This window comes from Dyella choica (genome assembly GCF_003977665.1).
GTDB classification, from domain to species: Bacteria; Pseudomonadota; Gammaproteobacteria; order Xanthomonadales; family Rhodanobacteraceae; genus Dyella_B; species Dyella_B choica.
Genome location: NZ_RYYV01000015.1, coordinates 22,280 through 45,232, shown reverse-complemented (window position 1 = coordinate 45,232; position 22,953 = coordinate 22,280). Strand labels below are relative to the sequence as shown.

The window sequence follows — 22,953 nt, the reverse complement described above, 5'->3', positions numbered from 1 at the left end:
CTTTGCGGGGGCATTGTTTCCAACCAAGGAGGGCGCTAGATGATTGACGTGGTACTAGTGGATGACCATGAGCTGGTCAGGACCGGCTTCCGGATGATCCTGCAGCAGCCGGACATCCGCGTTTGTGGCGAAGCAGCCAACGCCGAAGACGGCTTGCGCGTGATCCGGACCAGCAAGCCGCACATCGCGCTGGTCGACGTGCACATGCCGGGCATGAGCGGCATCGAGCTGACCGAGCGGATCGTGCGCGCAAAGCTGCGTACGCACGTGATCGTGGTGACGGTGGTGGAGGATGCCCGCTTTCCGAAGCGCCTGCTGGATGCCGGTGCACACGGCTATCTCACCAAGAGCTGCGCCGCCGAGGAACTGCTCAATGCGGTGCGCCAGGTGGCCGGCGGCCGCCGCTACCTGGCGCCGGCGGTGGCGCAGCAGCTGGCGTTGGCAACGCTTGACGGCGAAGGCTCCCCCTTCGATACGCTGTCCAGCCGTGAGCTGGAAGTTGCCATGATGCTGGTGCGCGGCAAGGCGCTTACCGCGATAGGGGAGCAGCTCAGCCTGAGCCCCAAGACGGTTTCCACCTACAAGCAGCGGTTGATGGAGAAGCTGCAGGTGGATCACGTGATCAGCCTGGCCCACCTGATGACCGTGCACGGCCTGCTGGATACGCACAATAACCAGGTCGGCAACTAAGCAAAAAAGCTTTCCTCAAAGGTTTGCAAAAGCAAAAGGGCCGGACGTGATGTCCAGCCCTTTTGCTTGCCTAGGCTTCGCGAACCGCTAGTGCATCAGGAAAGCCTTCCGTCACGCTGCTGGTTCAGGTGTAGCTCGTCGTCTTCCACTGCCGGCGACTTGGTCTGGGCATGCTCCTCGCCATGACCATGCAGCGGTGCAGTCGACGCATGCTGATGCAACGGCGTGGAGAGCAGGTCGCCTTGTTCGGGCTGATGGATGATCGGCGCAGGCGTCACCACTACCGGCTGCTCTTCGTGCGCAGGAGCGGTTGCCGAGGGTTCGACCAGCACGGGTTCGTTCGCGTGTTTGACCTCGGCGATCACGCTCGATTCGGTCACAACGCTGGTTTCGTTGGCCGCTGGCGCTACCTCGTGCGGCACCTTCACGGTGACCACCTCGGCGTGGGCTACCGAAATCTCGTCGTGCTGATGAGGCGGCGCAACAATTTCCTCGGCAGTGACGAGTGATTCGGCTTCGACCACGGCTTCGCGTACCGGAATGGGCGGAAGCACGGGCAGGTTGAACGATGACGGTACCGGCGCCGGAGTAACGATCGGTGGGGCGGCGGCATGGCTATCTTCGATGGCCACGGCAGCTTCCGGCTCGATCGTAGCCTGCTTGGCCGGGGCCGCCTCGGCGATCGCCGGCTTCACCGTCGCGGGTGCGTGGTTTTCAGTCGGCGCGGCGGCGTGCATCACGGCCGGTGCGGCAGGAACGTGCGAAACGGTGGGAGCGGATACATCCGGCTTTGTCCCAAGCGTTTCGGCTTGCTCTTCGGGCGCGTCAACGTCATCACGATCTTCGTCATCCAGGTCCAGCGCGTTGGCCTGGTCATGCTGGCTGGCATCGGCGGCGGTCGCGCCTTCATGGCGACGACGGCGACGGCCACCGCGGCGGCCACGACGGCGGCGCGACTGACCACTGCTTTCTGCCGCTGCGGCGGCTTCGGCTTCGGCAATGACACCCTCAGCTTCGGTTGCTGCGACGGGTACGTCAGGTTCTGCGGCCGGCTTTGGCGCTTCCACCGGCTTGCTGGCCGGCGGGTTTACCGGTTGCTGGGGCTGGCGTTCCGCTTGCGGTTGGCGCTGGCGTTCCGGCTGAGGCTGCTTGGCGGGTTCGGCCGTTTGCTGCTTGTTACGCTGCTCGGCTGCCGCCGCTTCGTTGGCCTGCGCAGCCTTCGGCTGGCGTGGCTGCTGCTCTTGCTTGCCCTGCTGCTGGCGCGGCTGCTGCTCCTGCCGATCTTGCCGCTCCTGGCGCTGGCGTTGCTGATTCTGGCCCTTGGGCTGTTGCTGCTGCTGCGCCGCGCCGCGGCCTTCACGCTGTGGCTGGTTCTGGCGCTGCTGTTGATTCTCGCCACGCGCACGCTGCTGTTCGCCGCGGCGGTTGTCTTGCGGCTTGTTGCGCGAGGTTTCCTGCCGCGCCGCCACCGGGGCCGGGGCAGGGGCGGGCGCCGGAGTCGCGGCGCCGTTGCCGCGGAACAGACCAAACAGCTTGCTCAGGAAGCCGCCCTGCGCCACCGCCGGGGTGGGCGCGGCAGCCGGCGCCGGCGCCGGCTGGCGTTGCTGCTTGGCGACCGGTGCGGCGGCCGCTGGTTCTTCTTCACGCAGCGGGGCCGGGCTGCTGGGCACGATGCCGGTGACCGCAGGCTGCTCGCTGCTGCCGAGCATCTGGCCCATCTTGCGCACCACGTTCGCTTCTTCGGCGGTGAGGCGCTCGTAGCTGGGCTTGCTGTGCTCGCCCATTTCCGATTCGCGGATGCGCTGGATCTCGATGTGCGGCGTGTCGAGCTTGTCGTCCGCCACGATCACCACGTGCACCTTGTTGCGCAGCTCGATCTCGACCACGCTGGCGCGCTTTTCGTTGAGCATGAAGTTTGCCACGCTGGCCGGCGCCTGCACCAGCACCTGGCCGGTGTTGTCCTTCATGGCGTGCTCTTCGATCAGGCGCAGGGTCGACAGCGAGAGCGATTCCACGCTGCGGATATGGCCGTGGCCTTCGCAACGCGGGCAGACGATCTGCGTGGCTTCACCCAGCGAAGGGCGTAGGCGCTGGCGCGACATCTCCATCAAGCCGAAGCGCGAGATGCGGCCGATCTGGATGCGTGCGCGGTCGAGCTTGGCGGCGTCCTTCAGGCGTTCTTCGACTTCCCGCTGGTGCTTGGGGCTGTCCATGTCGATGAAGTCGATCACGATCAGGCCGCCCGCGTCGCGGATGCGCAGCTGGCGGGCGATCTCGGTCGCCGCTTCAAGATTGGTGTTGAACGCGGTCTCCTCGATATCGCCGCCCTTGGTGGCCTTGGAGGAGTTGATGTCGACGGCGGTGAGCGCTTCGGTCTGGTCGATCACGATCGAGCCGCCGGAGGGCAGGCGCACGGTGCGGTCGAAGGCGCTCTCGATCTGGGTTTCGATCTGGTAGCGCGAGAACAGCGGGGTGTCGTCCTTGTACAGCTTCAGCTTGCGCAGGGCGTTGGGCATCACCTGCTGCATGAAGTCGCGGGCGTCCTGGAAGAGGGACTCCTCGTCGATCAGGATCTCGCCGATGTCGTTGCGCAGGTAGTCGCGCAGGGCGCGGATGAACAGCTTCGATTCCTGGTAGATCAGGAACGGCGCCTTCTGCGCCTGGGCCGCCTGGGAGATCGCCTTCCACAGCTGCAGCAGGTAGTCGAGGTCCCATTGCAGCTCTTCGGCGTCGCGGCCCATGCCGGCGGTGCGCACGATCAGGCCCATGTCGTCCGGGACGCTCAGATGCTCCAGTGCTTCCTTCAGTGCCTGCCGGTCTTCGCCCTCGATGCGACGCGAAACGCCACCCGCCTTCGGGTTGTTCGGCATCAGCACCATGTAGCGGCCGGCCAGGCTGATGAAGGTGGTCAGCGCCGCGCCCTTGTTGCCGCGCTCTTCCTTCTCCACCTGCACCACCACTTCCTGGCCTTCCTTGAGCAGGTCGCGGATGTTGGACTTGTAGGGGTCGTGGCCCGATGCGAAGTACTCGCGGGCGATTTCCTTCAGGGGGAGGAAGCCATGGCGTTCGGCGCCGTAGTCGATAAAGCAGGCTTCGAGGGAGGGTTCGACGCGGGTGATGCGGCCCTTGTAGATGTTGGCTTTTTTCTGTTCGCGGGAAGGGATTTCAATATCAAGGTCGTACAAGGTTTGGCCATCCACGATGGCCACACGCAACTCTTCACGCTGAGTTGCGTTGATCAACATTCTTTTCATTGTGATTCCTCGGCTTGGCCGCGCGTCGCGCGCCGCGGGGGCGCCTGGTGTGGCGGCCTCTCCGGGGATCGCGCCGCTGCGGTAAAGCGGCAAAAATGAACGGTAACGTTCCCGATACCGGGATGATTCGATGCACGCACGCCACTGTGTCAGGCAAGAAAACCGGACAAGCGGCTACCCGAACCGTTACGATGAAAGGGTGTTTGCAACCGGCTGCCAAGACGGCCGACCGGAGCGAACCTTGCCGGCGTAACAGGCGGGCGCCTGATCCTCAACGGATGTCGGTGGACCGGGCTGAGCGCCAGGCGAGTATCCTCTCAACCCAGGTTTTTTTCAATGCAGACGGCAACTTCCCCCGATGTACCTCAAGGGGTGCGTCAAGTAGAGATTGGTCCGGAGCGCGACGGCCAGCGCATCGACAACGCCCTCATGACCCTGCTCAAGGGCGTACCCAAGAGCATGATTTACCGGCTCCTGCGCACCGGCCAGGTGCGCGTGAACGGCAAGCGCGCCAAGCCGGATACCCGTCTCAGCCAGGGCGATATGCTACGTATTCCCCCGGTGCGGGTCGCCGAGCGTCCGGCCGAAGAGGGGGCTCCCCAGGCGGCTATCGCCGCCGTCGAGGCGGCGGTGATCTTCGAGGACAAGCATTTCCTGGTCATCGACAAGCCGGCCGGCATGGCCAGCCATGGCGGCAGCGGGGTGAGTTTCGGGGCGATCGAACTGCTTCGGCAGGCGCGGCCCAAGGAGCATCTGGAGCTGGTGCATCGCCTGGATCGCGATACCAGCGGGGTGCTGGTGTTCGCCCGTACCCGCGCCGGGCTGACCGGTCTGCAGGCTGCGATCCGCGCCGGCGAGGTCACCAAACAATACCTGTGCCTGATGGTGGGGCACCCGCAAAAGGCCAAGTTCGACGTCAACGCATCGTTGAAGAAGTCGGTCTTGCAGGGCGGCGAGCGGATGGTGCGGGTGGCGGACGACGGCAAACCCTCGCTGACTTTTTTTCGCGAGATGGAGCATTACTCCGGCGCGCGCCTGATGCAGGCCACCCTGGGCACCGGCCGCACGCACCAGATCCGTGTGCATGCCGCGCACGTCGGCCATCCGCTGGCGGGGGACGCCAAGTACGGTGACAAGGAGGCGAACAAGCGCTTCCGTGAGCGGGGGCTGCATCGGTTGTTCCTGCATGCCTCGCACCTGTCGTTTGAACTGGACGGCCGGTCCTATGGGTTCTCGGCGCCGTTGCCGGATGACTTGAGGTCCGTGCTGGATGCGCTGCGCCCTCAAGAAAAAAGCAGAAAGCGCTGAGATAGTAGGCTGGGATGACAATCCCAGCTTTTTGCTGCCCTCGATGCTCGGATCGTCATCCCAGCGATTACAAATAGAAGCGCGCGCTGACTTCCAGCGAGCGCAGAAGCGGTCCGCCCGCCAGGGCGGCCTCCACCAGCAAGGCGCAAAGCGCGTGCGCCAGCGCGATCGGCAACACGCTGCGCGAGCGCAGAAAACACCACGCCCAGCCCAGCTCACTGAGGAGGCACAGCTGCATCAGCGTCCCGTTGGGTGTGTGCAGCAGGGCGAACACTATCGCCACCGGCACGATCGCCCAGGCCGGCCGATGCACGATCTGCTCGAAGCGGTGCTGCAGCACGACTAGCATCAGCCATTGCTGTAGCCAGGCCCAGGCGAAATAGGCGATGACGTGGCCGGCCGGCAACGGATGCAGCGTGTGGCCAAAGACCAGGACCAAGCCCATCGCGAGCGGCAGCATCGCCAGCGGCCACAGCCAGTGCGAGCCGGCTTCGGGCCAGCGCCATAGCCGCGGCAGGTGGCGGCGCTCGATCGCCAGGGCGTACGCCAAACCGCCAGCAAACGCCAGCAAGCCCAGCGGGGCAGGGCGCAGCCCCCAATTCAGACCCATGATCAGCCAACCGGGGCCGAGCAGGCAGCCGGCGATTTCGATCCAGGGCCGCAAGGGGCTTTGGACCGGGCGCAGCGCCAGCCACAACAGGGCCAGCAGATAGACGATGCAGCCGAACCAGGCCGTGGTGGGAGGCGCAGAGCTCGCCTGCTCGGCTTGCGGTGTCGTGCCGGCGGGAACGATCAAGGCAGCCGGCCACTGCGCGCGCAATCGATCGCGTAGCGCGAGCATGGCTTCCGCGCTGATGCCGGCGGGCAGGCGGAACAGCGGCATCGGCCAGCCTTGCGCTCGCTCGCTGACGCGTTCGATGTCCCGCGGCGTGGCGTCTTGCGGGAGGTTGATCGCCGCGTCTTGCGGGTGTGGCATGGGCTCGGTGGTCAGCAATGCCGCCGAGGCAATGCGCAAGCTCGCGCCACGCGGCAGCAGTACGCGCAGCCGCAACATTTGCGCGATGCCCGGTTTCGCACACGCTGCCTGTTCGGCGCCGGTCCAGCTCAGATCGCGCAAATCGATGCGCAGGCTGTTGGTGTCCGGCGTCAGGGCATGCGCCACCAGCACGACGCAGGCCGGTGCCTGGCTGCCTTGCCACACCAGGCCCAGCTTGCCCGGTGCGCTGCTTTGCAATTGCAGCTGCAGGATCGGCCAATGCCGCAGGTCCAGCGACCATGCGATCGGCAGGCCCAGCTCGAACGGTGCGCCATCATTGCTGCTGATGCGCAAGCTGCCGTCATCACTTGCTACCCTGGCGTTGCCGAAAGCGCGGCCCGCGATCAGGTCGCGCGGTTTACGCAACTGCCATTGCCATAGCGGCTGGTCGGCCTGCACCCTTGCGAGCTGCTGCTGGGCCTGGTCAAGCAATTGCGTGGCAGTCAGGTGAGCTGCCAGGCGGCCAAGCGCCAGGCAGACGACGACTGCAACCAGCACGTAGCCGGCGCAGGTCAACGCCGTTTGCAGGCGCCGGTTTTCGCTCAACGTTCGAGCAGGGCGTCGACGCGCGCGGCGCAGATGAAATCGTTCAGCGACAAGCCACCCACATCATGCGTGGACCAGCGCAGCTTGCAATGGCCGTAGCCCGCCTCGATATCCGGATGGTGGTCCTCATGGTTGGCCATGTAGCCCACCGCATTGATGAAGCCCAGCGTGTGATGAAAGTTCTCGAAGCGGAAATCCTTCACCAGCGCATCCCCTTGTGCGCTGAGCTTCCAGCCGGGCACCAACGGCATCAATGCGCCGATGGCGGCCTCGTCGAGCGCGTGTTCCTTGCCCTTGCGCGGCAAGCAATGCTGGGCGGATAGCGGAAGGGCAGTCATGGCGATCTCCATCGTTCGCTCAAACGGTGGCACTGTACGCGAAAACGGTCCGTTCGGACATTCAGCTGAAACAGGACTAAAATGGTTCGGTATCGCGGCGTAGGCGGGGATGACAATCCCAGCATTGCCGCATCGCGTGGCAGCTGGGATTGTCATCCCGGCCTACACGCAGACGTAGAGACGGTAAGAGCAAACAGGTGGACCCGGAGCAGGCATGATCGAAATTTCCGAACGCGCGCAGCAGCATTTCCTGCGCCTACTCGCCCAGCAAGGCATCGACGGGCTGGGCATTCGCTTGCGCGTCACCGCACCGGGCACGCCTGCGGCCGACTGCGAGCTGGAATTCTGCGAAGCGCAGGAACTCACCGGCGGGGAATGGACGGTGGAATGCCAGGGCTTCAACTTCTACATTGAGGGCGACAGCGCGTCCTGGCTGCAAAACGCCAGCATCGATTACGAGCCAAGCCAGACCGGCGGCCAGCTGAACATCCGCGCCCCCAAAATCAAGGGCGAACTGCCGGGCGCGGAGGCCGGGCTGGTCGAGCGGGTGCGCTACGTGCTCGAAGCGGAAGTGAATCCGCGCATCGCCGCACATGGCGGGCGCGTGAGCCTGCTTGAAGTGGATGCCGACGGCGTCGTGCTGCTGCAGTTCGGCGGCGGTTGCCATGGTTGCGGCATGGTCGACGTGACGCTGAAGAACGGCGTGGAAAAGACTTTGCGCGAGCGCGTGCCGGAAATCACTGCCGTGCGCGACGCCACCGACCACAAGGGCGGTGCCAATCCGTACTACCGTAAGAAGGAAGGCCAGTCAGCCATGGGCTGACGGCCATGACATAGCGGGCGTAATCAATCGCCCTGCACGTGTCCCTTCAGCGTGCTCAGTTCGTCGGGCTTTTCCAACTGCGTGGGCAGCGTGGAAAAGTAGTCGGCAAGCTGCTTGATATCGTCCGGAGACAGGTTGCTGACCTGCGGCTTCATGATTGGATTGTCGCGCTCACCATTCTGGTATTCGTGCACGACATGCTGGATGTATTCGTTGTACTGGCCAGCCAGGCGGGGAAATTGCGGAGCGGTGCCGGTACCGTCGTTGCCATGGCAGGACACGCACTTGCTGGCCAGCTTGCCTGCGTCCGATTGCGTAAGCAGATCCTTGGCCTTCTTCACCTGCGCGTCCGAGTCTTTCGGTGCCGCGGGAGCAAGGCTGGACAGATAGGCGGCGATGTCTTCGATCTCCTGATCGGACAGGCTCTGCGCTTGCGCCGTCATGGTCGGATGCGCACGCTGGCCAGCCTTGTAGGCGTGCAGCGCATCGAGCAGGTATTGCTCGTTCTGCCCTGCGATCTTCGGCACCGGGTATTGCGGATACGCATTGCTGCTGCCGGGAACACCATGGCAACCGTTGCAGGTATAGACGAGCGAACGGCCGTTTTTCTTGTCGCCCGTGGCATGGGCGGGGCTGGAACAAAGCACAACAGCGGCCACAGTGGCCAGGCCAAACAATTGCAGTCGAATCATCAAAAGGATCCCCAGGGTTCCAGCGGATGCGTGCAACTTACTCGACCGAGTATAGAGGTTGCCGCGCGGCCGTCACAATGGGAGTGGGGGAGCGACAAAAAGCCGCGCATGCGCTGCGCTGACTGTAGGCTGGGATGAAAATCCCAGCTTTCCATGCCGCGTCTTGGTGCCGGGATTGCCATCCAGGCCTACGCGCCATTCAGAACAGGCTTTTGAGGATGTGGATGCCTGCGGCGTACTCGCCGACGATGGTGCCCAGGCTCACCAGGAAGAAATTGAGCAACGTGCGCGCCACGCGGTTGGTCCACCATCCGCTCCAGTGCACGATGTCGTCGCGCAGGCTTTCGAAATCCGCCACGCGCGGACGGCGTATCCAGACCTCCGCCATCGCACTGATGCCGCCGGCGGGAATGCCGGGCCGGAACGGCTTGATCGGCGCGGCAATGAATGCGGCGACGATGCTCAACGGATGCGCACGCGCAATCAGTGCGCCCAGGGCGGCGAAGCCCCCGGTATACAGCACCCAATCGCGCAAGGCTTGCGCACCCAGCGCCGTATTGCGATGAAACGCGTAAGCGATCACAGCAAAGATCAACAGCACCACGCCGACCGCCAGCCACTTCGGCCATTGCGCCTTGGACGGCAGTTTGGCCAGTTCCTCCACCGTCGCGCTCGGGTCCGCCTGCTGGATGCGAAGGTGCTCGCACAGGCCTTTCAGATGCCCCGCGCCGATCACCACCAGCACCTTGCACGGATTGGCGGTCACCGAGCGCCCGGCTTCCTCGCGCAGGCGTGCGGCCATGTAGGCATCGCGTTCGGCGATCAGGCTGCGGTACAGCGGTTCGGATTCATTGGCGAATTCGCTGAAAGCGCTTTCCAGCATGTCGCCCTGCTTGAGCTTCTCGATTTCCTTCTCGTCGATCGTCTGGCGCTCGAACACGCTGGCCAGCATGCCGCCGAGCAGGCCGAAGCGCTGCCAGAAGCCCACGCTGTGCCAGGCACGCTTGAGCGTGGTGCCCACTTCCCGATCGACCAGCCACAACGGCACCTTCAGTTCGGCGGCGCCGTCCATCGCCGCCTTCATTTCGGCGCCGGGCTGAATGCCGTACTGGTCGGCCAGGCGCTTCTGGAAGGTCGACAGCACCAGGCTTGCCGCCACCATGCCGGCCTTGCCTTCGCGGATCACGCGGAACAGGTCCATCTGCTTGAAGGCTTCCGGATCGCGCATGCCCTGGGCGCGGCTTTCGCACAGCTCTACCGCGATGGCGTCGAAAGACTCGCTGGCCAGCAAGGCCTTGACCGCGTCCACACTGCTGCGTGACACATGCGCCGTGCCCAGCACCACGTATTCCACGCCGTCGCGCTGCACGCGCTCGATTGGCTGCCCGCTGAGGTCAGGCTTGGCGGAAAGGCGGGTTTCGGGGACGCTCATGGAGATAGTGCAGGGTAGGGGGGAGACACCCAGCATGGAGACTAGATCCATTCAGCGCAAGCTTGAATTTGTAGGCTGGGATGACCATCCCAGCTTCCTCCAGCCCCATTCCCGCTGGGATGGTCATCCCAGCTTGCAAAAGTCAGTCGCGGAAGCGTTTCAACAGATCCGCGTAGGCGTCGATGCGCCGGTCGCGCAGGAACGGCCAGATGCGCCGCACGTGCTCGCTGCGCACCATGTCGATTTCGCTGATCAGCAATTCGCGCGACCCTGTGCTCGCCTGGGCCAGGAATTCGCCTTGCGGACCGGCCACGAAGCTGCTGCCCCAGAATTGGATGCCGGCACCCACGCCGGCCGGATCGGGTTCGTAGCCGGTACGATTACACGACAGCAAGGGAATCCCGTTCGCGACAGCGTGAGCGCGCTGCACCGTGATCCACGCGTCGCGCTGACGATCCTTCTCGGCCTGCGCGTCGTTCGGATCCCAGCCGATCGCGGTGGGATAGAGCAGCAGTTCGGCACCGGCCAGCGCCATCAGGCGCGCCGCTTCCGGGTACCACTGGTCCCAGCACACCAGCACGCCGAGGCGGCCCACCGAGGTATCGATCGGCTCGAAGCCCAGGTCGCCCGGTGTGAAATAGAATTTTTCGTAGAAGGCCGGATCGTCCGGAATGTGCATCTTGCGATACTTGCCGGCGATCGTGGCGGAGCGGTCGAACACCACTGCAGTGTTGTGGTACAGCCCGGCCGCACGCTTTTCGAACAGCGAAGCCACCACCACCAGTTTCAGCTCCTCGGCCAGCTTGCCCAGGCGCTCGGTGCTGTGGCCGGGAATGCTCTCGGCGTGGTCGAACTCATCGACTGATTCGTGCTGACAGAAATACGGGCCGTTGTGCAGTTCCTGCAGCAGTACGAGCTCGGCGCCGGCCGCGGCGGCTTCGCGCAGTCCGGCTTCGATCGCGTCCAGATTGGCGTCGCGGCTGCCGCGGTGGGTTTCCTGCAGCAGCGCCACCTTGAGAGTCTTGCGGGTCATGGGGCGTTTCCTGATCGCCGTTCGGCGACAAACGCGTATTGTAAGGGAATGGGGTGCAGACGTAGGTTGCAGCAGGGCCTGCGTCAGCCCAGCAATCCGGCCGGCAACTGCATGGTGATGCAATGCAGGCTGCCGTTCTGCCAGATCAGCGGGCGGCAGGGGACCTGCACCACCATGCGGCCGGGATGCGCTTCGCCGATGATGCGCGCGGCTTCGTCATCTGCGCCGTCGCCGTAGGCCGGCACCAGCACGGCGCCGTTGACGATCAGGTAATTCGCGTACGACGCCGCCAGCCGGCGGCCTTCGTCGATGATCGGCTTGGCCCATGGCAACCGATACAGAGTGTACGGCTTGCCAGCCGGTGTGCGCAGGGCGGCCAGTTCCTCGCCCATGCGCTGCAACTCGGCGTGGTGGCCATCGTTGGTGTCATCGCAAGCCTGATAGACGATGCGGTCGCCAGGTGCAAAGCGGGCGAGCGTGTCGATATGCGCGTCCGTGTCGTCGCCTTCCAGATAGCCGTAGTCCAGCCAAAGCACACGCTTGGCATGCAGGCTGTCGCGCAGGATGCTGCTCATCTCGTCGCGCGACTGTTCCGGATGCCGCTGCACGAGGCAGCGCCAGGTGGTAAGCACGGTGCCGGCACCATCGCTTTCGATGCCGCCGCCTTCCAGCGCCCAGTCGATGCGCTGGTGCCCGGCCGAGCCGAACACACCGGCTTGCACCAGCCCGGCGATCAGCGCGTCATCCTGTTCCGCACCGAACTTGCCGCCCCAGCCGGTGAAGCGGAAATCGGTGAGCTGGAAGCGCTGGCCATCGCCAAGCAGGGTGATGGGGCCGGAATCGCGCAGCCAGGTGTCGTCGTACGGCAGTTCCACGAAGCGAATGCGTGCGAGATCGGCATTGGCGCTTTGCAGCTTTGCGGTGGCGTGTGCGTGCAGCGTGGCGTCCGCCACGACGATGATCAGCGGCTGGAACCGCGTAACCGCCGCGGCCAGCGCAACATAGGTGGATTCCACTTGTTCGAGCCGTTCGGCCCAATCGGTGCCGGCATGCGGCCAGGCAATCAACACGGCGGCCTGCGGCTCCCATTCGGCCGGCAGGCGCAAGCTGGAATCGGTCATCGGGACTTTCACTCGCGCTAGAGAGGGGCTCGGCGCAGGGCCGGGCAGACAAGCGCGGAAGTTTACGATGTAACCAGTGGTTACGCGAGGCGACTGAGTGCGTAGGCTGGGATGGAAATCCCAGCATTGGATGCCACGCACAAAGCTGGGATTGTCATCCCAGCCTACGCATTATCGTGTGGGAAGCTCAGTTCACCGCTGCAGGATTGCGATTGTTGCCGGCCGGCGTATTCAACACCGAATGGATCACGTGGCTGCGCTCGAAGTACACGATGAAATTCGAGTACTCCCAGCGATTGATCACCGGATGACGCGCCGAATCGCCGCCTTTGGGTGAAAGCTTGCGCTGCGGGGCGCCATATTGCTTCTCCACCTGCGCCATGCTCATGCCGCGCGACGGCAGGTGCATGGTTTTTTCTTCCTGCACGCGCTGGCTTAGCGTCTGTTGGGCGTAGGCGGTCTGCGCTGCGGCCAGCCCGGCGCCGAGGGCGAAGGCAGCCAGCAAGGGCAGGGTATGACGGTGCTTGAACATGATTCCCCTCTCCGCACAAAGCGTTGCCGCGAAGTTTTAGCAGAACCTGGAAGGTCCCGCTACGAGCAAAACCGGCAGATGTGATGCATCAGCCGTTATCATGGCGGGCTTCGGGCGCCCACGCCCGGCCTCAAGCCCATTTCACATGATTGCGTTCCGCCACTTCGCCCTGCGCCGCGGCAGCCGGCTGCTGCTTTCCGATATCGACCTCGTCATCCAGAGCGGTTGGCGCCTGGGTGTGGTGGGCCGCAACGGCTGCGGCAAATCCAGCCTGTTCGCCACCCTGCAGGGGCAGCTGGAGGCCGACGCGGGCGAGCTGGACATGCCGGCCAAGCTGCGGCTGGCCTCGGTGGCGCAGGAAACCCCGGCCTTGCCCGACCCGGCCATCGACTACGTGATGGGCGGCGACGTGGAACTGGCCACGGCCATCCGCGACGAAGCGGATGCGCAGGCGCGCGGGGATACCGAAGCGATGGCACGCGCTCATCACCGCATCGAAGAGCTGCACGGCTACGACGCCCGCGCGCGCGCCGGCCGTCTGCTGCATGGCCTGGGCTTCAGCCCGGAGACGCACGAACGAGCGGTCTTCGAGTTCTCCGGCGGCTGGCGCGTGCGCCTGAACCTGGCCCGCGCGCTGATGGCGCCTTCCGATCTGCTGCTGCTCGACGAGCCTACCAACCACCTGGACCTGGATGCGGTGCTGTGGCTGGAGGAATGGCTGCGCCGCTACCAGGGCACCTTGCTGGTGATTTCGCACGACCGCGAATTCCTCGACGGCGTGATCACCCACACCCTGCATCTGAATGAGGGCAGGGCGAAGCTTTACGCCGGCAACTACAGTGCCTTCGAACGCCAGCGCGCCGAGCAGTTGCGCCTGCAGCAGATCGCCCACGAGCGCGAGCAGACCGAGCGCGCGCATCTGCAATCCTTCATCGACCGCTTCAAGGCCAAGGCCAGCAAGGCCAAGCAGGCGCAGTCGCGCATGAAGCGGCTGGAAAAAATGGCGGGAACGGAGGCGGTGCGGGCGGAGCGTCCCTTCCGCTTCCAGTTCGCCGTACCCGAGCGCCTGCCCGATTCGATGCTGCAACTGGAAGAAGTGGAAGCCGGCTATGCCGGCGAAGAAGGCCAGCCGCCGGCGGTCATTCTTCGCGACGTTCGTTTCCGCCTGGAAGCCGGCGAGCGCGTCGGCCTGCTTGGCCCCAACGGCGCCGGCAAATCCACCTTGGTGAAAACCCTGGTCGGCGAACTGCCCGTGCTTGGCGGCGAGCGCAAGACACACAAGGACCTGAAGATCGGTTACTTCGCCCAGCATACGGTGGAAAGCCTGCGCGAAGGCGCCAGTCCCTTCGATCACCTGCAGGACAAGGCACCCGGCGTCGCTGCGCAGGCACTGCGGGATTTTCTCGGTGGCTGGAATTTTGCGGGCGATCGCGCCTTCGAATCGGTCGACGGATTTTCCGGCGGCGAACGCGCACGCCTGGCGCTGGCGCTGATCGCCTGGGACAAGCCTAACCTGCTGCTGCTCGACGAGCCGACCAACCACCTTGATCTGGACATGCGCGAGGCCCTGGCCGATGCGCTGGCCGATTTCGATGGCGCGCTGGTGCTCGTCTCGCACGACCGCCATCTGCTCGGCATGGTGTGTGACAGCTTCTGGCGCGTAGCCGACCACAAGATGGAAGCCTTCGACGGCGATCTGGACGATTACGCACGCTGGCTGCGTCAGCGTGGTAGTGCACCGAAGAAAACCGAAGCGGAAGCGAAGCCGGTCGAATCCGCCGCGGACCGTCGCCGCGCTGCCGCCGCGCAGCGCGAAAACGAAAAAGCTTCGCGCCAGCGCGTGAAGAAGATCGAAACCCGCGTCGCGGCGATCGACGAGGAACTGCTCAAGCTGGAACAGAAACTCGCCGACCCCGAAACCTACCACGGCCCGACCGCCGAACTGATGAAGCTCGGCCAGCGCCAGGCGGAGCTGCGCAAGGAAAAGGAAACGCTCGAGGCCGAATGGCTCCAGTTGTACGAGCTGCTCGAAGCCTGAGCCATGACCGATAGCGCTCCCCGAACCCTGCAGTGCTGGCTACCCGCCTGGCAGCGCTTCGATCGCACCCATCCCTTACGCGTGCTGCTGCAGCGGGCGGATCATCTTTCCACCGGCGCCGAGGGCTACCTCGGTGGCCTCGCCGCCTATTTTGTGTGCGAGGGCGGCATGGCGGCGGCGGCGCTGACCCGCGACTACCTGGCCGGCGACGCCGGCGATGCCTGCTGGCTCAGTGCCGATCCGGCCTGGGTGCAGCCGGATATGACCGGGGCACGGCTGCTGGCCTGTGGCCAATTGCCGTTGGGGCTGGACGAAGCCGAGGAGCTGGCCGAGCCGTTGCAGGCGATGTTTGCCGAGGAAGGCATGCGGTTGGAAGTCTCTTCGGCGCATCGTTGGCATCTGCGCTTGCCGGCGCAAAGCGCCTTGCCCGAATTCGCGGCGCCGGAGACTGCGCTGGGCGAAGACCTGTATGAGCACTTGCCGCAAGGCGCTCAGGCGCGCCGCTGGCGCGTGCTGTTCAACGAAGTGCAAGTGCTGTTGCATCAGCATCCGCTCAATGCCCAGCGGCGTGAACGCGGACTGCCGCCGATCAACAGCCTGTGGTTCTGGGGCGGCGGCGTGCTGCCGTCTCGCGTCGATACCGCATTGCGGGGTGTGATCGGCGACGACTTGCTGTTGCTTGCGTTGGCCAAGCGGGCCGGCATTCCTGTGCAGCGGCATGCGCGACTGGATTCGACCCAGCCAGGCTGGCTGATCGACCTGCAAGATCAGCCCGCCGACGCGATCGCTTCGGAGTGGTGGCCCGGCCTGCAGAAACTGTGCAAGCGCGAGCCGATCCAGTTCGCTTTCGCCAGTGGCGAGCGCTACCTGCATCGCCCCTGGCACCGCCTGCGTTGGTGGCGGCGGAGCAAGGCATGACGCGCCAGCTATTGCGGCGGCGTCCGCTGCTGGGGGAGCCGGCCGGCTGGAGCGATGCAGTGCATCCGGTGCTGCAACGTATCTATGCGGCGCGCGGGGTGTTGAGCCCCGAACAGGCCGAGCATCGTTTGAACCGTTTGCTGTCGCCTCAGCACTTGAACGGCATGCAGCAAGCAGTGTCATTGTTGGCGGAAGCGATTCGCGACGACATGTCGATCGTGATCGCTGGTGACTACGACTGCGATGGCGCTACCGGCGCGGCGGTAGCCGTGCGCGGCCTGCGCATGCTTGGCGCCCTGCGCGTGGATTACGTGGTACCCAATCGTTTCGTGCATGGCTACGGGCTTACCCCGGAGCTGGTGGCTGCGCTGCCGGCGCATGCGCAATGGATCGTAACCGTCGACAACGGCATTGCCAGCGTTGCCGGTGTCGCTGCCGCGCGCGCGCGCGGCATGCGCGTGATCGTGACGGATCACCATCTGCCCGGCGATCAGCTGCCGCAGGCGGACGCCATAGTCAATCCCAACCTGCACGGCGATGGCTTTCCCAGCAAGGCCCTGGCCGGCGTGGGTGTGATGTTCTACGTGCTGCTGGCGTTGCGCGCACATTTGCGCGAGCAGGGCTGGTTTGCCGAAAAGCCCGAGCCGGACCTGTCCGTGCTGCTGGACCTGGTCGCGCTGGGTACGGTGGCCGACCTGGTGCCGCTGGACTACAACAATCGCGTGCTGGTGGAAGCAGGAATGAAGCGCCTGCGCAGCGGTCGAGGTTGCGCCGGCATTCTGGCCTTGATCGAAGCGAGCCAACGCAGCATTGCATCGTTGTGCGCCAGCGATTTTGCTTACGCCGTAGGGCCGCGCCTGAACGCCGCCGGCCGGCTGGAGGACATGCGGCTGGGCGTGGAATGCCTGCTCACCGATGACGCCCGGCAAGCGCGCCATTACGCCGAGCTGTTGGGTTCCATCAATCAGGAGCGGCGCGACTTGCAGGCATCCATGGTTGCCGAAGCGGAAGGGATGGTGGCAAGCGCGGCGAATGTCGATGCGCAGACCGTAGGCGTCACGCTGTTCGAGCCAAGCTGGCATGCCGGCGTAGTAGGACTAGTGGCATCCAAGCTGAAGGAGCGACTGCATCGCCCGGTGATCGCTTTTGCGCCGGCGGGTGAAGACGATCCCGATCAGCTGCGCGGTTCGGCACGCTCGATCGCCGGCTTTCATATTCGCGATGCCCTGGCGGTGGTGGATGCGCGCCATCCTGGCCTGATCGAGCGCTTCGGCGGCCATGCCATGGCCGCAGGCTTGAGTTTGCGCACCCATCACTATGCCCGTTTTGCCGAAGCCTTCGATGCGGTGGCGCGCGAATGGCTGAGCGAAGAGCAATTGCAGGCCGTGCTCTATACCGACGGCGACATGCCGGCCGGCCTGTTCACCCTGGAAATGGCGCGCATGTTGCGCTTCGCCGGGCCGTGGGGACAGGCGTTCCCGGAGCCGGTGTTCGAAAACCGCTTTGAGTGCTTCAGCTGGCGCACGATGGGCGAGCGGCATTTGCGCCTGAGCCTGCGCGATCCGCGCGACGATACGCTGCACGATGCGGTGATGTTCAACGCCTACGACGGCAAGCCGCCGCCGAGCGTGATGCGCGCGGCTTTCGAGCTGACCATCAACGATTGGCAGGGCCGGGAATCGCCGCGGCTCTTGTTGCGCTATATGGAGCCGGCGTAATCCGCTCTGCTCCCTCCCCTGGCAGGGGAGGGCTGGGGTGGGGTGGAGCAACCTCGCGGTGAATTCACTTGTGTCGCAAGCGCATGCAACCCCACCCCAACCCTCCCCTGTGCAAGCAGGGGAGGGAGCGCGTCTCGTTTTCCTGCACTTGCATCCCCGCTCAATTGGCGCTTGGATAACCCCACCCCGCACCAAGGAGCGCTGCCATGATCGAGCAACTCCCTACGCTGCCGGCCGGCGTCCTCGGCTTTCGCATGCGCGGACTGGTGACCGCGCGGGACTACGAGGACGTGATGGTGCCGGATATCGAAGCCGCCTTCGCGTTGAACCCCAAGCTGCGCCTGCTGATCCATATCGGCGACGATTTCACCGGCTTCGCGCCCGGCGCGATGTGGGATGACGTGAAGCTCGGCTTCCGCCATATCAGTGGCTGGGAACGCACCGCGCTGGTCACCGACGTGGGCTGGGTCCGCGTGATGTCCAGCATGTTCGGCTTCGCCATGCCCACCCATTTCAGGCTGTTTGCCGATGCCGAACTCGATGAAGCCATGCGCTGGGCTTCTTCAGCCTGAGCCGGGGTGCTGGTAACCGCTGCAACCGTTGCGTGCGGTTCGGACTTGTGCTTAAGTCGGCCTCATGCACACCTGCCTCGCCAGCCAGTTCACTAGCCACGCCGCCTTCGCGGCGCGTGCTGCTTCGGCTGCAGCAGTCCTGAATAACAACGCCAATAACAACAACCGCAACCGCGGACGGGCCGGCGTGTAGACGAGAGCAGCAAACAGACACACGCAAAAGGGCCCGCCAAGTGCGGGCCCTTTTTTTTCAGCGTTTCATCCCACCAGCGAACCCAAGGAAATCCATCAATGTGCGCGATCTTCGGAATGTTCGACCTGCAGCCGGGCGACGACCTGGCTGCGTTACGCCTGCAGGCCCTGGAACTGTCGCAGCGACAGCGTCACCGCGGACCCGACTGGAGCGGGGTGTTCGTGGATGCCGGAGTCATCCTGGTGCACGAGCGCCTCGCCATCGTCGACCCGGCCAGCGGCGCGCAACCCCTGCGCTCGCGCGATGGCCATCTGGCGCTGGCGGTGAACGGTGAGATCTACAACCATCGCGAGCTGCGTGCGCACAGCGGCTACGATTTCACCACCGGCTCGGACTGCGAAGTGATCAACGCGCTCTACCGCGAACAGGGTGCGGATTTCCTCAGCCGGCTCAATGGCATTTTTGCGTTCGCCCTGTGGGATGGCGACGCCAGGCGCTACCTGGTTGCACGCGATCCGATCGGCGTGTGTCCCTTGTATTGGGGCCACGATGCGCAGGGCCGCTTGTGCGTGGCCTCGGAAATGAAGGCGCTGGTCGGTGTATGCGCCGACGTGGCGCCGTTCCCGCCGGGGCATGTGTACGACAGCGCCAGCGGCGAGTTGCAGCGTTATTACCAGCGTCCATGGCGGGATTACTCCGCTACCCAAGGCCACGGCCCGGGTGAGTTGCGCCAGGCGTTCGAGCAGGCAGTGCATCGCCAGCTGATGACCGACGTGCCGTACGGCGTATTGCTTTCGGGAGGGCTGGATTCTTCGCTCGTTGCCGCTTGCGCCGCACGCTTCGCACGCGAACGCGTGGAAGACGATGATCGCAGCGAAGCCTGGTGGCCGCGCCTGCATTCCTTCGCCATCGGCCTGGAAGGTTCGCCCGACCTGGCCGCCGCCAAAGTGGTGGCCGACGCATTGGGCACCGTGCACCACGGTTTCGTCTACAACTTCTGGGAAGGGCTGGATGCGCTGCCGGAAGTGATCCGCCACATCGAAACCTACGACGTCACCACCATCCGCGCCTCCACGCCGATGTACCTGCTGGCCCGCCGCATCAAGGCGATGGGCGTGAAGATGGTGCTGTCCGGCGAAGGCTCGGACGAAATCTTCGGCGGCTACCTGTATTTCCACAAAGCGCCCTCGGCGGAAGCCTTCCACGAGGAAACCGTGCGCAAGCTCGACGCGCTGCACAGCTACGACTGCCTGCGCGCGAACAAGTCGATGATGGCCTGGGGCGTGGAAGCGCGTGTGCCGTTCCTGGACCTGGAGTTCATGGAAGCGGCGATGAGCATGGATGCCGCCCACAAGATGGCCGGCAACGGTCGCATCGAAAAAGCCGTGCTGCGCGAAGCCTTCGCCGGTGCCTTGCCGGAATCGATCCTGTGGCGGCAAAAAGAGCAGTTCAGCGATGGCGTGGGCTACGGCTGGATCGACGGCTTGAAAGCGCACGCCGAGCAGGCGGTGAGCGATCGCGAATTCACCGCCGCCGCCTCGCGCTATCCCTTCAACACGCCCGCCACCAAGGAGGCGTATCTGTATCGCCGCATCTTCGAGAAATTCTTCCCCGGCGAAGCCTGCGCCGCGACGGTGCCGGGCGGCAAGTCGATCGCCTGTTCGTCGCCCGCGGCGCTGGCGTGGGATCCGGCGTTTGCCGCCATGGCCGATCCCTCTGGGCGCGCGGTACGTGGCGTGCATGCGAATGCGCTCGCGTAGGAGCAGGACGAGTCTTGATGCTTGCGGTGATGCGCTCCCCTCCCTGCGTGCAGGGGAGGGCTGGGGTGGGGTTGCTTGAGTTTGCCGCGTGCCATGAATTCAACGCGAGGTTGCTTCACCCCACCCCAACCCTCCCCTACTCCACGTAGGGGAGGGAGCCGATTGCGACGAGGTCAAAAATCCACCCGCGTATAAACCACCATCCGCAATCCCGGCGTTCCCTCTACGGCGAACGCAGTATGCTCATAGCACGTCACGCTGCCATCTTCCTGGCGATATCGCTTCACGCCATGCTCGCGCGACTTCACGTCCTGCTGCGGCCACCACTGGGCAAACTCGTGGCTGCCGCGCAGCAACTCGTCAAGCAGGGCGGCGAAGCGCGGATCGTCACCGGCACTGGCGGCATCCAGCCGGAACATCGCGATCGCGATGCGCGCGTGGTGCTCCCAATGGAGCAGAGTTGCCTTGCAGCGCGGATCCAGAAATACGTACAGCATGGTGTTGCGCTGTTCCGGCGCCATGACGCCGAAATCGGTCAGCAAGGTTTTCGCGGTGGCGTTCCACGCCAGCACGTCCCAATGCATGTCGAGCAGGTAGGCCGGCTGCGGGGTGCCGTCCAGCATGCGCTGTAGAACGGGCGACACTTGCGGCTTGACTGGAGGGGAACGTTCTTGCGCCAAGGCGAACAGATACTCGCGCTCGGCCGGGTTCAAGCGCAGCGCCTTGGCGAGATTGTCCAGAAATGCGCCGGACACTTGAATGTCGCGCGCCTGCTCCAGCCAGGTGTACCAGGTCAGCCCGATGCCTGCGATCTGCGCGACTTCCTCGCGCCGCAAGCCGCGCGTGCGACGGCGGACGCCGGGAGGCAAACCTACGTCCTGCGGCTGCAGGCGCGCGCGGCGTTCGCGCAGAAAGCTGGCCAGCAATTCGCGGGATGAAAGGGAAGGGAGGGTAGCCATAAGGTGGTGTTGCCAATACCAGGATAAGCCGTGCGCTGCCCGCGCTTTTGTGAGCCTGACATAGTAGGCGTATCGCAACCGCCGAACGAGGGTTTTCATGAAAGCATGGCTGTTTTCTCCCGGTGAAGCCGCGCCGCTGGCGCTAGTCGAGCGCACCCGGCCCACGGCGCGTCCTGGCTCGGTCGTTGTGCGCGTGCACGCCGTGCCACTGCTGAGCTATCTGGGCGACTACGTGCGCGGCGGCCTGGCACGGCACTACCAGTATCCCGACCAGCCCTTCGTGATCGGCACCAATGGCGTGGGCGTTATCGAAGCGGTGGGCGAAGGCGTGCACCACTATCGGCCGGGTCAGGCCGTGCTGGTGCATCCTTACGTGGTAGCCACCGAGAACGTGGAAGATCCCGCCGAGGTGCTATCCGGCCTGACCGGAACCGGTCCGCACAGCACCGGACTGTTGAACGATTGGCCCGACGGCAGCTTGAGTGAGTTCGTCAGCGTGCCGGCCACGGTGCCCGTAAGCCTGGAAGGCCTATCGCATTTGCCATGGGAACGGCTTGCCACGCTGGCCAAGTTCGTGGTGCCGTTCGGTGGCCTGCGTCGCGGCCGGCTGGCGGCGGGCGAAACGGTGATCGTCAATGGCGCCAGCGGTTACTTCGGCTCCGCCGCAGTGCTGCTTGCGCTGGCGATGGGCGCCGAGCGCGTGGTTGCAACGGCGCGCAATACGAATGCACTGCAGCCCCTTGCTGCCGTAGACAAACGGGTTCGCACCGTTGCTCTGAGCGGCAATGGCGAGCAGGACGTCGCCGCCTTGCGCGAAGCGACTAGTGGCGGCGCCCACCTGGCCTTCGACATGATCGGCCGCGCGAGCGATGCCGGTTCCACGCTCAGCGCACTCGGCGCATTGCGCCGCCGCGGCAGGCTGGTGCTGATGGGCAGCATGGGCGTGCCGCTGCCGCTCGACTACGGCCAGCTGTTGATCAATCAGTGGGAAGTCATCGGGCATTTCATGTACAGCAACGAGGACAGTCGCCGGCTGCTAGGGCTGTTGCGTGCCGGCCTGCTTGATCTGGAGACCGTGCGCCTGCAGCGCTTTGGTCTGGACGAGCTGCCGCAGGCGATGGATGCCGCGGCACGCATGCGTGGGCTGGATTGCACCGTGGTGGGAATGTCCCCCTGAATCGATCCTCGGCTCGCGTGGCAACAGGGATGTTGTCACGCCCCGCACCCTGGCAGTAGCGTGTATACGGGGTGGGCCAACGGGGGAAGCCGGTGCTTGTGCTCAAGCTCTTGCAATCGGCGGCGCTTACGCTGCTCCTGTTCCTGATGGTCTACCTGCCCGCTTTCCTGATCGTAGGGGCGTTGCATTTGACACCATCGGCGATGGTGCCCGCGGTCATAGCCATCACCCTGGCGATAAGCTGCGTACTGATGGGATGGGTCATCCACCGAGGATGGCTCACACCGTCGGACATGGGTTGGCAGCGGCCGGCCTATCGGCATGTGATCCATGCCTTCGCGCTGGGTGCGTTGCTGGGTACGGTAGTGACCATCGTGCTCCTCCACGTCAACGAACCAGGCATGCCGCAAGGCATGCACCTCGCTCCCTGGCAAGCCTATTTGTGTTTTGCGCTGGGTGCTCCCGTGCAGGAAGAAGTAGTGTTCCGCGGGCTGCTGCAGTCGGCGTTGGCCGGAAGTCTTGCAACGGCGCATGTCCGTATCGCATTGGCCGGTATCGCCGCATCGCTGTCGATTGCCCTGCTGTTCGGGATCATCCACCTGAAGGTGGGGCCGGTGACGGCTTGCGCGGCGTGTGTGCTCGGGGTACTGACCGGTGAATTGAAGCGCCGCAGCGGCAGCCTGCTGCCCGCCATGCTTTGCCATTCGCTGTTCAACCTGGGTGGCCTGCTGCTGGCGTTCGGATGAATCAGCAACAGCCGGAACGGCGAACCCGGTGCGTGGGCCTGGGACGCCGTGCGGGTCGGGAGGGTTT

19 protein-coding genes and 1 pseudogene are annotated in these 22,953 nt (G+C 64.8%); 10 read left to right on the top strand and 10 right to left on the bottom strand.

Annotation, left to right across the window (positions count from 1 at the left end; genetic code table 11):
* Window positions 1-39 precede the first annotated feature (39 nt).
* Window positions 40-690 carry a response regulator gene (locus tag EKH80_RS17360; protein ID WP_126686053.1) on the top strand — a complete coding sequence of 217 codons (651 nt, stop codon included), beginning with the start codon at window positions 40-42 and terminating at the stop codon, window positions 688-690.
* Window positions 691-785: 95 nt separating this feature from the next.
* Here the strand turns inward: EKH80_RS17360 and rne are convergent, their stop codons facing one another.
* Window positions 786-3,935: a ribonuclease E gene (gene rne, locus EKH80_RS17355; protein WP_425481160.1), complete on the bottom strand. Its 3,150-nt coding sequence runs from the start codon at window positions 3,933-3,935 to the stop codon at window positions 786-788.
* A gap of 345 nt (window positions 3,936-4,280) precedes the next feature.
* Here rne and EKH80_RS17350 point away from each other — a divergent pair, with 345 nt between their 5' ends.
* Window positions 4,281-5,252, top strand: a complete 972-nt coding sequence (locus EKH80_RS17350; RefSeq protein WP_126686051.1) for an RluA family pseudouridine synthase — start codon at window positions 4,281-4,283, stop codon at window positions 5,250-5,252.
* Window positions 5,253-5,319: 67 nt separating this feature from the next.
* On the opposite strand, the gene EKH80_RS17345 is transcribed toward EKH80_RS17350, so the two are convergent.
* Window positions 5,320-6,834 (bottom strand): CPBP family glutamic-type intramembrane protease, encoded by a 1,515-nt coding sequence (locus tag EKH80_RS17345; RefSeq protein ID WP_126686050.1) that lies wholly within the window; start codon window positions 6,832-6,834, stop codon window positions 5,320-5,322.
* Window positions 6,831-7,172: a 4a-hydroxytetrahydrobiopterin dehydratase gene (locus tag EKH80_RS17340; RefSeq protein ID WP_126686049.1), complete on the bottom strand. Its 342-nt coding sequence runs from the start codon at window positions 7,170-7,172 to the stop codon at window positions 6,831-6,833. Before EKH80_RS17340 ends, EKH80_RS17345 begins: the two co-directional genes overlap by 4 nt.
* Window positions 7,173-7,386: 214 nt before the next feature.
* Here EKH80_RS17340 and EKH80_RS17335 point away from each other — a divergent pair, with 214 nt between their 5' ends.
* Window positions 7,387-7,995, top strand: coding sequence for an NfuA family Fe-S biogenesis protein (locus EKH80_RS17335; protein ID WP_126686048.1), 609 nt, complete (start codon window positions 7,387-7,389; stop codon window positions 7,993-7,995).
* 23 nt (window positions 7,996-8,018) lie between these two features.
* Here the strand turns inward: EKH80_RS17335 and EKH80_RS24465 are convergent, their stop codons facing one another.
* The 6 genes and pseudogenes from EKH80_RS24465 to EKH80_RS17310 form a co-directional block, all read right to left on the bottom strand.
* Window positions 8,019-8,393: a c-type cytochrome gene (locus EKH80_RS24465; RefSeq protein ID WP_425481159.1), complete on the bottom strand. Its 375-nt coding sequence runs from the start codon at window positions 8,391-8,393 to the stop codon at window positions 8,019-8,021.
* Window positions 8,370-8,687 (bottom strand): annotated as a pseudogene (locus tag EKH80_RS24460) (c-type cytochrome); the annotation flags it as partial. The pseudogene EKH80_RS24460 and the gene EKH80_RS24465, both read right to left, overlap by 24 nt.
* Window positions 8,688-8,886: 199 nt before the next feature.
* Window positions 8,887-10,119 carry a TraB/GumN family protein gene (locus tag EKH80_RS17325; RefSeq protein WP_126686047.1) on the bottom strand — a complete coding sequence of 411 codons (1,233 nt, stop codon included), beginning with the start codon at window positions 10,117-10,119 and terminating at the stop codon, window positions 8,887-8,889.
* Between the two features lie 142 nt (window positions 10,120-10,261).
* The gene (locus tag EKH80_RS17320) at window positions 10,262-11,152 is read right to left on the bottom strand and encodes a carbon-nitrogen hydrolase (protein WP_126686046.1); all 891 of its coding nucleotides are present in this window, start codon (window positions 11,150-11,152) and stop codon (window positions 10,262-10,264) included.
* An 83-nt stretch (window positions 11,153-11,235) separates the two neighbouring features.
* Window positions 11,236-12,273 (bottom strand): agmatine deiminase family protein, encoded by a 1,038-nt coding sequence (locus tag EKH80_RS17315; RefSeq protein WP_126686045.1) that lies wholly within the window; start codon window positions 12,271-12,273, stop codon window positions 11,236-11,238.
* Window positions 12,274-12,460: 187 nt separating this feature from the next.
* Complete coding sequence (locus EKH80_RS17310) at window positions 12,461-12,805, bottom strand: hypothetical protein (RefSeq protein ID WP_126686044.1); 345 nt, start codon at window positions 12,803-12,805, stop codon at window positions 12,461-12,463.
* Window positions 12,806-12,950: 145 nt separating this feature from the next.
* On the opposite strand from EKH80_RS17310, the gene EKH80_RS17305 reads away from it, so the two are divergent.
* The 5 genes from EKH80_RS17305 (at window position 12,951) to asnB (ending at window position 20,004) form a co-directional block, all read left to right on the top strand.
* Window positions 12,951-14,843 (top strand): ABC-F family ATP-binding cassette domain-containing protein, encoded by a 1,893-nt coding sequence (locus EKH80_RS17305; protein ID WP_126686043.1) that lies wholly within the window; start codon window positions 12,951-12,953, stop codon window positions 14,841-14,843.
* Between the two features lie 3 nt (window positions 14,844-14,846).
* Window positions 14,847-15,761, top strand: coding sequence for a phosphoglycerate mutase (locus EKH80_RS17300; protein ID WP_126686042.1), 915 nt, complete (start codon window positions 14,847-14,849; stop codon window positions 15,759-15,761).
* The gene (gene recJ, locus EKH80_RS17295; protein WP_126686041.1) at window positions 15,758-17,479 is read left to right on the top strand and encodes a single-stranded-DNA-specific exonuclease RecJ; all 1,722 of its coding nucleotides are present in this window, start codon (window positions 15,758-15,760) and stop codon (window positions 17,477-17,479) included. Before EKH80_RS17300 ends, recJ begins: the two co-directional genes overlap by 4 nt.
* 206 nt (window positions 17,480-17,685) lie before the next feature.
* Window positions 17,686-18,051: a SpoIIAA family protein gene (locus EKH80_RS17290; RefSeq protein ID WP_126686040.1), complete on the top strand. Its 366-nt coding sequence runs from the start codon at window positions 17,686-17,688 to the stop codon at window positions 18,049-18,051.
* A gap of 291 nt (window positions 18,052-18,342) precedes the next feature.
* Window positions 18,343-20,004, top strand: coding sequence for an asparagine synthase B (gene asnB, locus EKH80_RS17285; protein ID WP_126686039.1), 1,662 nt, complete (start codon window positions 18,343-18,345; stop codon window positions 20,002-20,004).
* Window positions 20,005-20,177: 173 nt separating this feature from the next.
* Here asnB and EKH80_RS17280 read toward each other — a convergent pair whose 3' ends face one another.
* Complete coding sequence (locus EKH80_RS17280; RefSeq protein WP_126686038.1) at window positions 20,178-20,963, bottom strand: helix-turn-helix transcriptional regulator; 786 nt, start codon at window positions 20,961-20,963, stop codon at window positions 20,178-20,180.
* Window positions 20,964-21,060: 97 nt separating this feature from the next.
* Here EKH80_RS17280 and EKH80_RS17275 point away from each other — a divergent pair, with 97 nt between their 5' ends.
* Entirely contained in the window at window positions 21,061-22,140 is a 1,080-nt protein-coding gene (locus tag EKH80_RS17275; protein ID WP_126686037.1) for a quinone oxidoreductase family protein, read from the top strand.
* 98 nt (window positions 22,141-22,238) lie between these two features.
* Entirely contained in the window at window positions 22,239-22,886 is a 648-nt protein-coding gene (locus EKH80_RS17270) for a CPBP family intramembrane glutamic endopeptidase (protein WP_126686036.1), read from the top strand.
* The last annotated feature ends 67 nt before the right edge of the window (window positions 22,887-22,953 follow it).

Coding starts and splice junctions, on each gene's coding strand:
- EKH80_RS17360 (WP_126686053.1), top strand. CDS start 40: ATGATTGACGTGGTACTAGTGGATGACCATGAGCTGGTCAGGACCGGC.
- rne (WP_425481160.1), bottom strand. CDS start 3,935: ATGTTGATCAACGCAACTCAGCGTGAAGAGTTGCGTGTGGCCATCGTG.
- EKH80_RS17350 (WP_126686051.1), top strand. CDS start 4,281: ATGCAGACGGCAACTTCCCCCGATGTACCTCAAGGGGTGCGTCAAGTA.
- EKH80_RS17340 (WP_126686049.1), bottom strand. CDS start 7,172: ATGACTGCCCTTCCGCTATCCGCCCAGCATTGCTTGCCGCGCAAGGGC.
- EKH80_RS17335 (WP_126686048.1), top strand. CDS start 7,387: ATGATCGAAATTTCCGAACGCGCGCAGCAGCATTTCCTGCGCCTACTC.
- EKH80_RS17325 (WP_126686047.1), bottom strand. CDS start 10,119: ATGAGCGTCCCCGAAACCCGCCTTTCCGCCAAGCCTGACCTCAGCGGG.
- EKH80_RS17320 (WP_126686046.1), bottom strand. CDS start 11,152: ATGACCCGCAAGACTCTCAAGGTGGCGCTGCTGCAGGAAACCCACCGC.
- EKH80_RS17315 (WP_126686045.1), bottom strand. CDS start 12,273: ATGACCGATTCCAGCTTGCGCCTGCCGGCCGAATGGGAGCCGCAGGCC.
- EKH80_RS17310 (WP_126686044.1), bottom strand. CDS start 12,805: ATGTTCAAGCACCGTCATACCCTGCCCTTGCTGGCTGCCTTCGCCCTC.
- EKH80_RS17305 (WP_126686043.1), top strand. CDS start 12,951: ATGATTGCGTTCCGCCACTTCGCCCTGCGCCGCGGCAGCCGGCTGCTG.
- EKH80_RS17300 (WP_126686042.1), top strand. CDS start 14,847: ATGACCGATAGCGCTCCCCGAACCCTGCAGTGCTGGCTACCCGCCTGG.
- recJ (WP_126686041.1), top strand. CDS start 15,758: ATGACGCGCCAGCTATTGCGGCGGCGTCCGCTGCTGGGGGAGCCGGCC.
- EKH80_RS17290 (WP_126686040.1), top strand. CDS start 17,686: ATGATCGAGCAACTCCCTACGCTGCCGGCCGGCGTCCTCGGCTTTCGC.
- asnB (WP_126686039.1), top strand. CDS start 18,343: ATGTGCGCGATCTTCGGAATGTTCGACCTGCAGCCGGGCGACGACCTG.
- EKH80_RS17280 (WP_126686038.1), bottom strand. CDS start 20,963: ATGGCTACCCTCCCTTCCCTTTCATCCCGCGAATTGCTGGCCAGCTTT.
- EKH80_RS17275 (WP_126686037.1), top strand. CDS start 21,061: ATGAAAGCATGGCTGTTTTCTCCCGGTGAAGCCGCGCCGCTGGCGCTA.